This is a genomic window from Cytobacillus oceanisediminis, from assembly GCF_007830235.1.
Classification (GTDB): Bacteria; Bacillota; Bacilli; order Bacillales; family Cytobacillaceae; genus Cytobacillus; species Cytobacillus oceanisediminis.
In genome coordinates this window covers 51633-64845 of record NZ_VLKI01000021.1, presented here as the reverse complement: position 1 = coordinate 64845, position 13213 = coordinate 51633, and the positions used below count along the sequence as shown (strand labels likewise).

At 39.4% G+C, this 13213-nt stretch carries 13 protein-coding genes and 1 pseudogene; 10 read left to right on the top strand and 4 right to left on the bottom strand.

What is annotated here, in order from left to right; genetic code table 11:
* Both IQ19_RS23230 and IQ19_RS23225 read left to right on the top strand, forming a co-directional pair.
* Nucleotides 1-954 (top strand): ABC transporter permease, encoded by a 954-nt coding sequence (locus IQ19_RS23230; RefSeq protein WP_144545542.1) that lies wholly within the window; start codon nucleotides 1-3, stop codon nucleotides 952-954.
* Nucleotide 955: 1 nt separating this feature from the next.
* The gene (locus IQ19_RS23225; RefSeq protein ID WP_144545540.1) at nucleotides 956-1666 is read left to right on the top strand and encodes an ABC transporter ATP-binding protein; all 711 of its coding nucleotides are present in this window, start codon (nucleotides 956-958) and stop codon (nucleotides 1664-1666) included.
* A 70-nt stretch (nucleotides 1667-1736) separates the two neighbouring features.
* Here IQ19_RS23225 and IQ19_RS23220 read toward each other — a convergent pair whose 3' ends face one another.
* The gene (locus IQ19_RS23220; protein WP_144545538.1) at nucleotides 1737-2987 is read right to left on the bottom strand and encodes a TolB family protein; all 1251 of its coding nucleotides are present in this window, start codon (nucleotides 2985-2987) and stop codon (nucleotides 1737-1739) included.
* Nucleotides 2988-3418: 431 nt separating this feature from the next.
* Here IQ19_RS23220 and IQ19_RS23215 point away from each other — a divergent pair, with 431 nt between their 5' ends.
* The 3 genes from IQ19_RS23215 to IQ19_RS23205 all read left to right on the top strand — a co-directional run bounded on the left by IQ19_RS23215 (nucleotide 3419) and on the right by IQ19_RS23205 (nucleotide 6868).
* On the top strand, nucleotides 3419-4651 hold the full coding sequence (locus IQ19_RS23215; protein ID WP_144545536.1) for a CNNM domain-containing protein: 1233 nt from the start codon (nucleotides 3419-3421) through the stop codon (nucleotides 4649-4651).
* 836 nt (nucleotides 4652-5487) lie between these two features.
* Complete coding sequence (locus tag IQ19_RS23210) at nucleotides 5488-6123, top strand: FMN-dependent NADH-azoreductase (protein ID WP_144545534.1); 636 nt, start codon at nucleotides 5488-5490, stop codon at nucleotides 6121-6123.
* Between the two features lie 121 nt (nucleotides 6124-6244).
* Nucleotides 6245-6868, top strand: a complete 624-nt coding sequence (locus IQ19_RS23205; RefSeq protein WP_242021106.1) for a YdcF family protein — start codon at nucleotides 6245-6247, stop codon at nucleotides 6866-6868.
* Between the two features lie 42 nt (nucleotides 6869-6910).
* On the opposite strand, the gene IQ19_RS23200 is transcribed toward IQ19_RS23205, so the two are convergent.
* Nucleotides 6911-7339, bottom strand: coding sequence for a cell wall hydrolase (locus IQ19_RS23200; protein ID WP_144545532.1), 429 nt, complete (start codon nucleotides 7337-7339; stop codon nucleotides 6911-6913).
* 149 nt (nucleotides 7340-7488) lie between these two features.
* Nucleotides 7489-8631 carry a CAP domain-containing protein gene (locus tag IQ19_RS23195; protein ID WP_242021104.1) on the bottom strand — a complete coding sequence of 381 codons (1143 nt, stop codon included), beginning with the start codon at nucleotides 8629-8631 and terminating at the stop codon, nucleotides 7489-7491.
* Nucleotides 8632-8874: 243 nt separating this feature from the next.
* On the opposite strand from IQ19_RS23195, the gene speD reads away from it, so the two are divergent.
* The 4 genes and pseudogenes from speD to IQ19_RS29340 all read left to right on the top strand — a co-directional run bounded on the left by speD (nucleotide 8875) and on the right by IQ19_RS29340 (nucleotide 10814).
* A complete protein-coding gene (gene speD / locus IQ19_RS23190; RefSeq protein ID WP_144545530.1) occupies nucleotides 8875-9699 on the top strand; it encodes an adenosylmethionine decarboxylase in 825 nt (274 codons plus the stop codon).
* A gap of 104 nt (nucleotides 9700-9803) precedes the next feature.
* Nucleotides 9804-10118, top strand: a complete 315-nt coding sequence (locus IQ19_RS29170; RefSeq protein WP_338422701.1) for a DUF3231 family protein — start codon at nucleotides 9804-9806, stop codon at nucleotides 10116-10118.
* Nucleotides 10119-10261: 143 nt separating this feature from the next.
* Entirely contained in the window at nucleotides 10262-10429 is a 168-nt protein-coding gene (locus IQ19_RS29165) for a hypothetical protein (protein WP_338422700.1), read from the top strand.
* Nucleotides 10408-10814, top strand: a pseudogene (locus IQ19_RS29340) (DUF3231 family protein). The gene IQ19_RS29165 and the pseudogene IQ19_RS29340 overlap by 22 nt, the downstream one beginning before the upstream one ends.
* Nucleotides 10815-11184: 370 nt before the next feature.
* Here IQ19_RS29340 and IQ19_RS23180 read toward each other — a convergent pair.
* Nucleotides 11185-12120: a MerR family transcriptional regulator gene (locus tag IQ19_RS23180; RefSeq protein ID WP_144545528.1), complete on the bottom strand. Its 936-nt coding sequence runs from the start codon at nucleotides 12118-12120 to the stop codon at nucleotides 11185-11187.
* A gap of 308 nt (nucleotides 12121-12428) precedes the next feature.
* On the opposite strand from IQ19_RS23180, the gene IQ19_RS23175 reads away from it, so the two are divergent.
* Nucleotides 12429-13178 (top strand): C39 family peptidase, encoded by a 750-nt coding sequence (locus IQ19_RS23175; RefSeq protein WP_144545526.1) that lies wholly within the window; start codon nucleotides 12429-12431, stop codon nucleotides 13176-13178.
* Nucleotides 13179-13213 lie beyond the last annotated feature (35 nt).

The following is a 13213-nucleotide window of genomic DNA, read 5'->3' as shown; positions in this document are numbered from 1 at the left end:
ATGAAACCAGCATTACTGTATTCCATGACAAAGCATGAACTTCGGCTGCTGATGAGAAGCAGATGGCTTTTGAATTTTATGATTCTATTTATCTTCTTATCAGGCCTGCTTTACTTTTATGGACTTCAATCTGTAAAATCTGACCCGGTTGAAGTTAGATTTGGCCTAGAAGGTGTTAATACAAACATTGATACAATGGGGGCTAATCCTGAATACTATGGCCTCCAGGAAATCAAGCAGGAAGAGGAGGGAGCGGGGAACGCCAGCCAATCAGCCTATAATCGGTCGATTGCCATGCTGATTAATCTTTCTCTGTGGCTGCTTCCGATTATCTGCATGATCCTTGGTGCCAACTCAATCATCGCCGATAAAGAAAACGGGAGATTTTCTTTATACAAAACCTATCAATTATCCTCAGGATATTACATGGCCAGTAAGTTTTTATCTCTAGTTCTTTCCATGTTCATTGTCATGGGCGTATCCTATGGACTGTTTGGGTTCATTGTTTCCTTGGCAGGCAACACATTCGCAGCTGGAATTTATCAAGTCTTTATGCTTGTAAATATGCTTCTGATTCTTGTTTTCTCGGCAGCATCCCTGCTGGTAGGGGCTGTTTCTAAAACAAGAATGCAAGGGTTATCATTGGCACTGATTTTTTGGAGCACCGTTGTGTTTGTTTATGAATTCATCATTTTTTCTGTTATCGATTGGATTCCGTATGCTCTTAAACAAAGCAGCCTGTTTTTCCTCATTTTGCTTAATCCAATTGAGTCTATCCGGGTATGGTCCATTTCAAAACTAAATTCCGAATACGTGTTTGGTCCGGAATATTTGATGATTGAGCAATGGGGCACAAATGGCATCTTAACTCTATCTCTAATACTGTCGATCATGATCATTATATTCATAACCATTGGTTCATCCACCCAGCTTTTAAAGAGAAGGGGTGTCTAAAGTGAACCTTGAATTAATGGAACTATCCAAGTCCTATAAAAAGAAAACGGCCTTAACCCAAGTGGATCTTCAAATTGAAGAAGGTGAGTGTGTTGTTTTATGTGGAGGTAACGGAGCAGGGAAAAGTACAATGATCAAACTCCTGACTGGGGTAGAAACGCCCTCTACAGGAAAAGTGGTTGTCCATTCCGGACAGAAAAAAGCTTTTGCCTATATGCCAGACCAAATGAATTTTCCTCCAGAACTTACAACAATAGAAATTCTGCAATATTATGGCCAATTTTTAAAAAAAGGCCACGAAGCCATAAAAGCTGTTTTAGAAAAAGTAGGGTTATGGGATGAACGGAATCAAAGAGTTGGGGGATTCTCCAAAGGGATGTCTCAGCGCCTCAATCTTGCCCAATGCCTGCTGGCAGATACAGACATCTATATACTGGACGAACCAACAAACGGTCTGGATCCCTATTGGGTAATCCAGCTAAAACAAATCATAAAAGAACTAAAAGAAAGAAACAAAACGGTAATTGTCAGCAGCCACATCATGCGGGACGCCATCGAAATCGCCGACAAAGTCCTTATCTTATTTAATGGAAAAGTAAAATCATACGGCACTCTTGATAAGGTGTACAAAGAATACAGCTGCAGCTCCCTTGAGGAAGTATTTTTATCAATTCACGAAAGCGAGCACCAAAAGAAACGAGAGGGAGCATAATACGGGAAAAAGCGATTCGTATCAGGGTGAATCGCTTTTTGTTTTATAATTTAACAATGAAACAAATGCTCTACTCCACAAAAAACGAATACCCTTCAACACCCCTGCCCCACAATTTAGCATTTTTGCCGTTTATGTCAGCAATCCAAATGTCACCCTTCGTTTGAGCCAGTTTTTTTCTGATCCAGGTGATCTTGTTTGCCGACTTAACATAGAGAGGATTATAGTCCCCAATTGATGTTTTCGGATAGGTGATCCTTGTTTGCTGCTGTTTGTTTAAGTGGATTAAACAAAGGGTTGGTTCGGGACGCTTTTGAGGGTCATTGGACCATTCGCTTTCATCAACTCTTGAGGCGATTAATGTTTGATTGTCTACCCAGGTAAAGCCCATTTCTGAAAATTTAGGTGGAGTAAGGTTAATTGTTTTGTATGCAGGCAGTTCGGTTACCTTTAACTTTTTGTTTTTGAAGCCCATGACAATCCTGCCGCCACCTGCAATATAGCCCAATAAATTTTCAGAAGGGGCCCACTTCGGTACATCCAAATGCAAAATCATTTCATCGAGAACTTCAAAGGTTTTTCCATCAGCTGAAATGACGCAAACCATATCGCTATCCATGGATAAGGATGCGGTGGGGTTGACAATGAACGAGATCCACTTACCATCTGGTGAAAATTTAAAGTTGGTAGCGTTGATGGACATTATTGTAGCCTTTCCGTTGCCGATTTCCTTTGGAATTGTAAAAAGCGTTTCGGCATTCCCAGTTAGATTTATATTTTCCAAATCATCAGGCAACGGAATCTTATAAAGCACAGGGCTAGTCCATCCATCAGGCCTGGGGACTGCACTTGATGAAGCTATAAAGCTTTTCCCGTCTGGATACCAATGAAAATCATCAACCCCCAAAGCCACATTATAAAATTGATTCAAATCAGAAACATTAAGCACCCCGCCGCTCGTAAAAGCTACCTTATTTTCTGCAGGTGACCACTTAGCATTTCCGCCATCACGAAAGATTCGCTTATGCTTCTGCGTCTTTAGGTTGTAAACCCAGATCTCTGTTTGGGTATCCAAGTTGGGACTAATGGGTTCCTTAGCTACTTTTTCATAAAGAAGCCATTGCCCATCCTGCGACCATTTCGGGGAATTATAATATTTCGCAGGCTGAGAAGAAATTTTAACTTCTTTATTTCCGATTTTGACCCATAAATGGCCATCGCGTATATAAGCAGCTTTAAGCTGATAATCTGCTGTCTCTCCCCACACAGTTGAAGGGACAAGGAGCATGAAACAGCAGATAAGAAACAATAGCTTTCTCATGTTTCTTCCTTCTTTCTATGGTTTTTTTGACATAGCACACATTATTATTGGCATTTGATGGCGTTTTATTGAGATTAGTTAATGGAAAAAGAAACGTAAATTCTATTAAGGCCGTAATACATAGGTAGCCCATTATGACAAAGAAAGGGGAAGTGGGAATTTACAACTGTATATTCACTGGCTTCAGGCAGTTCTTAAGGGGCATTTTTCCGAATTGATTGGGGAACTGGCAGAAGCTTTTGTTGAAAGTTTTAAAAGTCTCATCATATTTTCGACTTAATGCATTTCTTTTCCAATATATCTTCAGCTACTCTATAATTATGGATAATTATTTATAAATACTTTAACGCTTGATTGCAGCAGGTGTTTTGTATATACAAAGTGGGTACAAATAAAAAATACAAACGAAATATTATTGGAGGCAACGTACTTTGTTTATCGCTATCCTGTTTTTTATGCTTATGTCATTCTTCTTATCTGGAAGTGAGACAGCACTAACAGCAGTTAACAAAATGAAATTGAAATCAAAAGCAGAGAACAATGATAAGAAATCACAAAAGCTATTAAAGCTTGTTTCAAAGCCTGATGAATTAATCACTGCCATTTTGATTGGCAATAATATCGCAAACATTATGCTGCCAACACTTGTAACAATCATTGCTATTGAATATGGATTCAATGTGGGAGTGGCAACCGGTATACTCACCGTCGCCCTCATTATTTTTGCTGAAGTTCTCCCTAAATCGATTGCTGCTACATTTGCTGATAAGATTGCCTATCTGGTTTTTCCGGTTATAAGGATATTGTTAGTAATTTTTAAACCATTAACCTGGCTGCTGTCCAAGTTTACAAGGGCTATTATTAAATTATTATCAAAAAATGCACCAGAATCAGTTTCTGTATCGAAAGAAGAGCTCATCACAATGGTTGATATTGCGACTAGTGAAGGAACCTTTCATGAAGAAGAAACGCTGAGGATAAAAGGGGTTATAGATTTTTACAACCTGGATGTCCGTGACGCACTAAAAACTCCCCGTATGGAAATTGAAGGTATTCCATTTGATGCAACCATTGAAGAGGCCAAGGACATTGTTATGGATAACCGGTTTACAAGATATCCGGTTTACAAAGAAAATATGGATAACATCGTAGGTGTTTTCCATTCTAAACTATTGCTGGCCTGGTCAACACAGCCTGAAAAGACTCTAAAGGATTTTACTGATCTTGAACCTTTATTTGTATATGAGTTCCACAGTATTGATAAAGTATTCAAAATGATGATGAAAGAAAGAAAGCATCTCGCTATCGTTCTCGATGAATATGGAGGCACTAAAGGATTAATCACACATGAGGACATCCTTGAAGCGATGCTGGGACAGGAATTTGAAGATGAGACGGATGAAGACAGTGAAGTACTTATCGAAGAATTAACGGATAACCATATCATTGTCCATGCTAAACTCGCCATCCGCAGAATCAATGAGGTTTTTAAAACCAAAATTCCAGAGGATGAAGATATTCTTGCAGGATTCCTATTAAAAGAAATGGGCCATTTTCCTGAAGAAGGCGAGACATTTGAATATCATCATCTGCATTTTGAAATTAAATCGACAGAAGAAAACAGACTAAAGCTGGTAGAAATAAAGAAAAAGACACCCCAGTAAATTTTGAGCATTATTTCCTCTTAGGAAATGATGCTTTTTTATTATAAAGGCTCTGTTAAATTTGCCGGTTGATTTCCGCTCCAGGTACTCAGCGAACCACGGGCGGTCCGACGCTCCTCGGCGCATTCGCACCTGTGGGGTCTCCCGTTGACACGCTTCTCCCGCAGGACATTGAATAAGCTTCCTCGAATGAACACCGCACGAAGGAAATGTGTCAGCATTTCCGAGGATCTCGCACCTTCCACTCCAATCAACAGGGTGTTTAAATCAATAATAAGCTTTAACACAGCTATTATAAAAAGTAATTAAATTGCACAAAATAAGCAAAAGAATTTTTTAACAGAAATGAAAATTTTCTGATAAAATAGGTCTTTTTTAGTATATAATAAACATATCAACTATTCATGAGGTGATTAAAACGGACCAAAAGCCATACCACTATGATGGAAGCGTACAAATGGACTATGAAAAAAATGAAGAAGCGAACACGAACATTCCATTTGAGATTACAGATGAAATGAGAAAAAACATCGGAGGGAATCCATACACTCCTGAAGAATAAGCTTGATGAGAGACCCTAAGGGGTCTTTTTTTTTGCTGATTTTTTAAATGCTGATCATGTGATACCCAGTGGAATTATTTAAATTTAATATAGGATTATTTCTCATGGCTTCGGGTAAAAAAAGAAAGCCTAAGCAAAAAAGTTGAACTTCATTTTTATTTCGAATAAAATAATCTCGAATTAAAAATAAATTCAATTCATACTGCAGATGAATACATACGTTATTTTTGATTCAAACTATAATGTCAATTAAATAAGGAAAGGTGAGAGATTTATGGCACAAGTATTGTATATTACAGCACACCCGCATGATGATAAAATGTCATATAGTATGGCAGTAGGTAAGACTTTCATTGATGCGTATAAGGAAGCAAATCCAAACGATGAAGTAGTTCATCTTGATTTATACAAAGAAAACATTCCGCAAATCGATGTGGATGTTTTCAGCGGATGGGGGAAACTTCAATCCGGCAAAGGATTCGATGAACTTTCTGAAGATGAAAAAGCGAAAGTTGGCCGCTTATCAGAGTTAAGCGAACAATTTGTAGCAGCTGACAAATATGTTTTTGTCACACCTCTTTGGAACTTCTCATTCCCGCCTGTTATGAAAGCATATCTAGATTCTGTTGCTGTAGCTGGCAAAACGTTTAGATATACAGCAGAAGGCCCAATTGGATTGCTTACTGACAAAAAAGCGCTTCACATTCAAGCTCGCGGAGGCATCTATTCTGAAGGCCCTGCAGCTGAAATGGAAATGGGACACCGTTACCTAAATATATTGATGAACTTCTTCGGCGTACCTTCATTCGATGGCATCTTTGTAGAAGGCCATAATGCAATGCCTGACAAAGCAGAAGAAATCAAAGCAAATGCCATTGCCCGTGCAAAGGATATGGCTAAAACATTTTAATGCAAAAAAGCAGCGGACCTCCGCTGCTTTTTTATTTATATACAATATTTTCGGTTAAATTAGGCATTCCCATTAAGGTCTCTTGTCCAAAAAGAATAGTATAATAAAGAAAGCTAAGAACATGGATAAGAAAGGAGGAGGCCTCATTAGGATTTCCGAATTCGATCCCAAAAGCTTGACCGACAAAGATATAATAAGGCTGTTATACCACGGTATACAGGATGACCTACTGAAAGGAGAATGCATTTTTGTCCCCGGAAGCAGCAAGGCGTCTGAGTACAGACTGCCAGAGGCCATTAGGCTTTATAAAGAGGGAAGGGCCAATAAACTGCTTTTTTCAGGCGGTGTTAAATGGCCTGGAAATGAATTAACAGAAGCAGAACTTTTAAAAAATAAAGCGCTTAGTTGGGGAATACCCCAAGAAGATATTTTAATAGAGGATATTTCACTCCATACAAAGGAAAATGTGCTTGCCTCCATGCTGGTGCTTGATCGGACGTTTGGCCTGCAGCATATTTCCCGTTTGATCATTGTAACGGCCCCTTTTCATATGCGCAGAATGCACCTAACAATGTTGACCTATATGCCAAAATGGATACAGTATTCTTTAGTTTATGCCAACGACAATTCAACAAGGCCGGATAATTGGTTTCTAAATCCTTATGGACAGAAAAGGGCGGAGGACGAAGCAAAGAAAATCATACACTATGTGCAGCAAGGTATCCTTAAAGACATGGAAGTCTAGAGAAGAAAAATCCCCGCCATTTCAATAATGGCAGGGGGTTTTTTAAAAGGTGTTATAAATATTTTCACATTCTGCTCCAGTAGGCTCATAAAAACAATGAAGTTTATACCTGCCGACCAATGGCTGATCATACCAGGTTGGCGGACAATCACCAGGGGGACGGAAATACCATAAGGCGAACTTAGACGGCCATAGTCTTTCTCCTTTTACAGAACGCCGTGCAAGGCGCTTCTCAACTTCTCTTGACCTCTGATAAAAATACCCTTTTTGTACAGCTTCAAATGCATGAGGCTGATAGATCATCTGAGGAATCGTCCGCAGGCCTTTAAAATCTGAACAATTGGATCTAATACGGTTGATCCCTACATTTCCGACCATCAGCATACCCTGTTGCCCTTCACCTTCTGCTTCAGCCCTTAACAAGCGTGCCAATAAATCAATGTCTGCTTCCCGCGCACTAACAACTGCCATTATCTCACCGCCGTCTCAAAGATTTGTTATAGGCTGATATATGTTATGCATCAAAAAGGGAAATGTTCAGAGACAGATTACTGGTGTGTTACTAGAATGAATTTAAAAAACAAAAAGCTCCTGCGAAAAAGTTGCAGGAGCTCTAACTTTTAATTTGCATAGAAGTTTTCCGTATAGTATGGCTGCGATTGTGAATTAAAGGCAACACCTACACCTAGGTATTCGTAATCAGGGCGTAGTATATTTTTGCGGTGACCCATCGAATTCATTAATCCTTCATGGGCAAAAATGCTGCTAAATTGCCCGGATGCAAGGTTTTCTCCGGCAACCATGAAGGAAACCTCATCTGCTTGCATACGGTCAAAAGGAGAAAGGCCTTCCAAATTGGTATGATCAAAATAATTATTTTCAGCCATATCAAGGCTATGTTTACGGGCTGTTTCTCTTACATGCTCATCCCAGGTTAGAACAGAAACACCATGATTGACCCTGTCTGCATTTGTTAGATCAAACAGCTGATATTCAAATCCTTCTTTAAGAGCAAAACTTGGCTCTTTATAAAAAGATTTTTTCTGCTGTTCGAGGGTTTCATCGATGATTTGTATCGAAGTTACAGTGTTGTCCCTGTGTTTATCGTAGAAAACCGTTACATAATTTCCATCGATATTAAATAATTCATAGTCCCTGTCTTGTTCAAGCTGATAAAGAACAAAACCTTTCCTCATTTTGTCCATTGGCTTTCCAAGCTGTTCGAGAACCGCCGTTTTAGGAGTTCCATAAGTCATTTCTTTCGTTGAGGATATAAGGTCCTGATTTGTGTAAAGGCCTGCGACTTTATTTTCTTTATCATAAGCAACCATGACAAAATTTTGATAGTTTTCATGGTAAGCGTGCCATTCAGTTCCATATTCATTTAGTGAAGAACGTTTGGGTGATCCAAGCTGACTTTCAACTTCCGTTTTGTCATCTCCCATTTCAATATTATGAATGGAGAAAATCTGTTTATCAGGGGTTTTTAAAACTGGCTTTTCAGCTTCTGCCTCCGGAGTTTTACTTGATTCACCTGTAAATTGCTCTATTTTTTGAGTAAGCTCATTTGCCCAAATCGTTACTTCATTAATAAATTCATTTAACGCCGCAGAGACTTCAGGGTCATCCTTAAAGATCTGAATCTCTGTCTTTAGGTTATTAATGACATGATTGGTTTTTGAATCATCAGCCATTTTCTCTTCAGGCTGTGAAAAAGCGAACCCTAGAAATAACAGGATAAAAATAAAAAAGAATTTCCTCAATTCGTCACCATCCTTCCAGGTGTACCATGTATCTTATCTATCAAAAGGTATACCCAATCATTATAAGTTTTAAAATTCCCCCTAAGCAAAAGATGTGTACTTTCCTTTTTTTACTACCCTAATAATAAAGAGTATTAACCGAATTTAATACCTAGAATTCGACAAATCCCGTTTTTAAAAGAAAAGATTGGGTAACATAATATAAAAACGAAGAGACTGAGAAGAAACAAAGGGGGAAGACAATTGAAACTAACACCGGAACAAAGAATTGAGCTTCATGGCTTTAATAATTTGACCAAATCATTAAGCTTTAATATGTATGATATTTGTTATACAAAAACGAGGGAAGAGCGTGAAGCATACATCGAATACATCGATGAAGAATATAGTGCGGAAAGATTGACGAAAATATTAAGCAACGTTTCAGATATAATAGGTGCACATGTATTAAATGTAGCGCAGCAGGACTATGTCCCCCAGGGTGCAAGTGTAACGGTGCTCGTGTCAGAAGGGCCTGTAGTCGAGGTGCCGGATGAATCCTACGATGAATCACCGGGTCCTCTGCCGGACAACGTTGTCATGCAGCTTGATAAAAGCCATATTACTGTGCATACATATCCGGAGTACCACCCGGATGAAGGAATCAGCACTTTCAGGGCAGATATCGATGTGTCAACATGCGGAGAAATTTCCCCGCTGAAGGCTCTTAATTATCTAATCCACTCATTTGACACAGACATAATGACCATCGATTATCGCGTTCGAGGATTTACAAGAGATAAAGATGGAAAAAAGCTTTACATTGACCATGATATTAATTCCATACAAAACTATATACCTGATGATGCCAAAGAAGAATTCGATATGATTGATGTGAATATTTATCAGGCACACACCTTCCATACGAAATGTAAAATCCGTGACTTTGATTTAGATAATTATTTATTTGGCTACACCAAAGATAAACTTGCCCCGGAAGAAGCCGAGGAAATTACAGAACGGCTTACCACAGAAATGGACGAAATATTCTATGGGAAGAATATTAAACCAGGTTCACTTGCAGATTAAGTAGGCAGCTCCTTGCCGGGGCTGCTTTTATTATGAAAGCAAATTACATAATATTTCCCTAAAATGGAAATCATAATAAATAATTATTTTTAGGGGGAACTTTAATGCCAGAAAACCATGTGAAAATGACATCAGGTGAGATAGGAGTTCTTTGGACGGGGTATCAAAACGACAGTATGTCTTTGCAATTGCTTAGTTACTTTCTAGCCACTTCAGAGGACTCTGAAATTAGACCGATTATTGAGTTCGCACGCCATTTATCTGAAGAGCATCTCAAGTTTCTCATGGACTTATTTCAAAAAGAGGATTTCCCTGTACCGGTTGGTTTCACCAGTAAGGATGCTAATTTGAAAGCACCTAAACTCTATACGGACGCTTTTATGCTGGAGTTTATTCTGCAAATGGCAAAATCAGGATAGTAGCTTATGGGGGTACACTTTCCATGTGTGCGCGCTAAGATATAAGAGGATATTTTATTAAATGCATCAATCAAACAATAGAATTATTTGAGAAAGCAACAGATATTTCTCTTGAAAAAGGGCTCTATTTGAGATGGCCTTTTATGGAGCCTCCGACAGAAACAGATATGATTGATAATAAAAGCTATTTAAGCGGTTTGATTCCTTTAAAAAAGCCTCGGCCTTTAAATGCCATTGAAATAGCGCATCTATCGTTTAATGTTGAAACCAATATGGTGGGAACGCTGTTATCTCTAAGCTTTGGACAGTAGCTAGATCAAAGGAAATCATTAATTATATGGAACGCGGGAAGGAAATTTCCAAAAAGCATGTGAAGATACTGAGTGCAACTTTACAGGATAACGATATTCAAGCCCCAAATGCGCCCGATATGCCGTTAGCTCCAGCACCGAATCACCTTTTTCTGAGCGATTGATGATGCAGATAATGGCTTTTCTCAGTACACTCGGAACGGGGAATTACGCCACTGCAGCATCAGCAAGCCAAAGAAGCGACCTGATTATGAACTATGAAAGACTGTCGCTCGAAATTACCCAATTTGCCAAAGACGGGGCAGACATCATGATCAAAAACAAATGGCTGGAGCAGCCGCCCGGATCACCAAACAGAGACGACCTTGCGGACAAGCAAAATTAAAAACACGTAAAAACCAGGACAATCTCTCCTGGTTTTATAGATTTAGTGAAAGAGGGAAGGGGAGACGGAGAGGCTTAAGTTCTATGGCGACAATTCCCTCTGAGCTTATATCAATTTCATCTTCATAGGAGCTCCATGGTGACCTTATTCACGGCGCTTGCCTCAATATCGTCTTCGTAAGAGCTCCATGGCTACCTTATTTGCTGCGCTTGCCCCCATAACGCCTTCATAACAGCTTCATGGCGACCTTATTCCCTGGAACACAGATACTTTTTTAGCTGAAAACTCTTTTCAAAAACCCAATGAAGTACTGCTCCTAAATTTCCTCACACCTTAATCTCTTCATTTCTCATTTACAATACCGCTTTCCTTACTTCCAAAACTCCCACCATTTTTTCGTCTGTTCCTGTGCCGCAGCAGCGTTTCGGAAGGAGACGATCATATCCTGGAAGACTTCTTCTCTTTGTTTGACTTCATGCCAGTATTGTTCGCGTTCTTTGTTGATGGTTTCGATGTAGATTTCCCTGTCTGTGTTCAAGGTTTCGATCAGCGAGCTGATTTCGGTGCTGGTTACCTCGGCAGAAGAGGAGATGTAATGGATCATGGTTTTGAATTCTTCGGAAGAAGCCTCCGAGGATTCAGCCAGCTTGTTTGTTAATTGATGGATTTGGTCGGAAGTGCGTTTTGAACTCTTCGCAACCCTCTTGGAAAGGGTTCCGACCACTTCGGAAGTATCTTCCGAAGCCTGCTGGACCCGGGTGGAAAGGTCTTCAATTTCTGCCTTTGTTTTTTCTCCCGACTTATAAATAGAGTCTGAAAGGCTTTTAACGGTATGCAATGATCCTTTGGAAATCTCTTTTTTCACTTCTTCTAAAACTTCCTTTCGGATGCCGTTGCGGATTTCATTTCTAAAATCGGTGATCAAACTATCTTTAAAGTTTTCCATCAAAGCCATGAACTGCTCTGCATCCATGGCTGAATGCTTATCAGTATGTAATCCGGTTTCCTGCTGTACTGGCGCCAAAAAGGTTTCGGATGTTTCAGAACCAGCTTCCGAAGTTAGGTCCATATGTTTCTGCATTAAATCGCGAATCATTTCCTTGCTCAAATTTTTATCACGCATTTGCTTCACTTTTTCAAGCAAGGCTATTTCATGCTCTGTATAAAACCTGGCACCTTGTTTTGACCTTGGTATTAAAAGAATGCCATTTAAATCCTTTTCCCATTGTCTTAAAGTCCCAGGCGGAACATTCAGCAATTTCGAAACCTCTTTAATTGTGTATGCTTTCATGTATTGCGTATCCATTTAACTCAGCCCTTTCATCTATTAGTTTTATTCTGAATGCTTCGGAAGGTTGTTCCGAAAAGTAGCTTGTAAACGTATTCAGCACGGGATCCCCTTTTTTCCTGCCACATGACAAAAGCTCTCAAAAGAAGACGTTATTCATCAGATAAAAGCAAAATAGCGCATTTCTGACAAAAATAATGAAGATTTTGAAAAAGAGTCAGCTAAATTGTCATAATTTCCAGAGTATGGCACAATGTTTCTTGTAGTTTAGTAAACTAGTAAAGCACTAAAATCAAACAGCATTGTTGGAAAAGGGAGTAAGTAAATTGGGTAATAGGATTATTGCTGTATCTGTCGCTGCAGGGATTGGTTTGTCGTTGACTTTAGGAAGTGTTCAGCTGGGGAAGGGCGAAGAATCAAGAGAAAATGAGATATACTATACAGCAGTTCCTCATGCTGAAGCAAAACATCTGCCCCACAGAAAAGAAGAATGGAAACAATCTGTTCTTCTTGATGTACCCTTGTTCAAACAAATGGATAGTCCGCGTTTATATAATGGGTGTGAAGTGACAAGTCTCGCCATGGTTATGAAATATGAGGGTATTGATGTTACAAAAAATGATTTGGCAAATGAAATTAACCGGGTACCGCTTCGGTACAATAACGGAAGGTATGGCGACCCTAATCAGGGCTTTGTCGGAAACATGGAGGATGGACCAGGATTAGGTGTGTATCAAGGGCCAATATTTGAACTCGCCAAGAAATATTTCCCTGACCGTGCGGAAAACCTGACTGGCAAGCCATTTAACGTGCTTCTACAGAAGGTGGCAGACGGATCTCCTGTTTGGATCATTACAACCGCGAGCCTATCGCCAGCGGCTTCATTTGAGACCTGGAGCACGCCAAACGGACCGGTTGATATCACGTTTCAGATGCATAGTGTTGCGATCACTGGCTATGATGAAAATTATATTTATGTAAATGATCCGTATGGTACAAAAAACAAAAAGGTTCCTAAAGAGGCTTTTATTAAGGCTTGGGAGCTAATGGGTTCACAGGCAGTTGTGATAAACTAGTATACTAGCAAAACTGAAAATTTTTTCTTAATGCG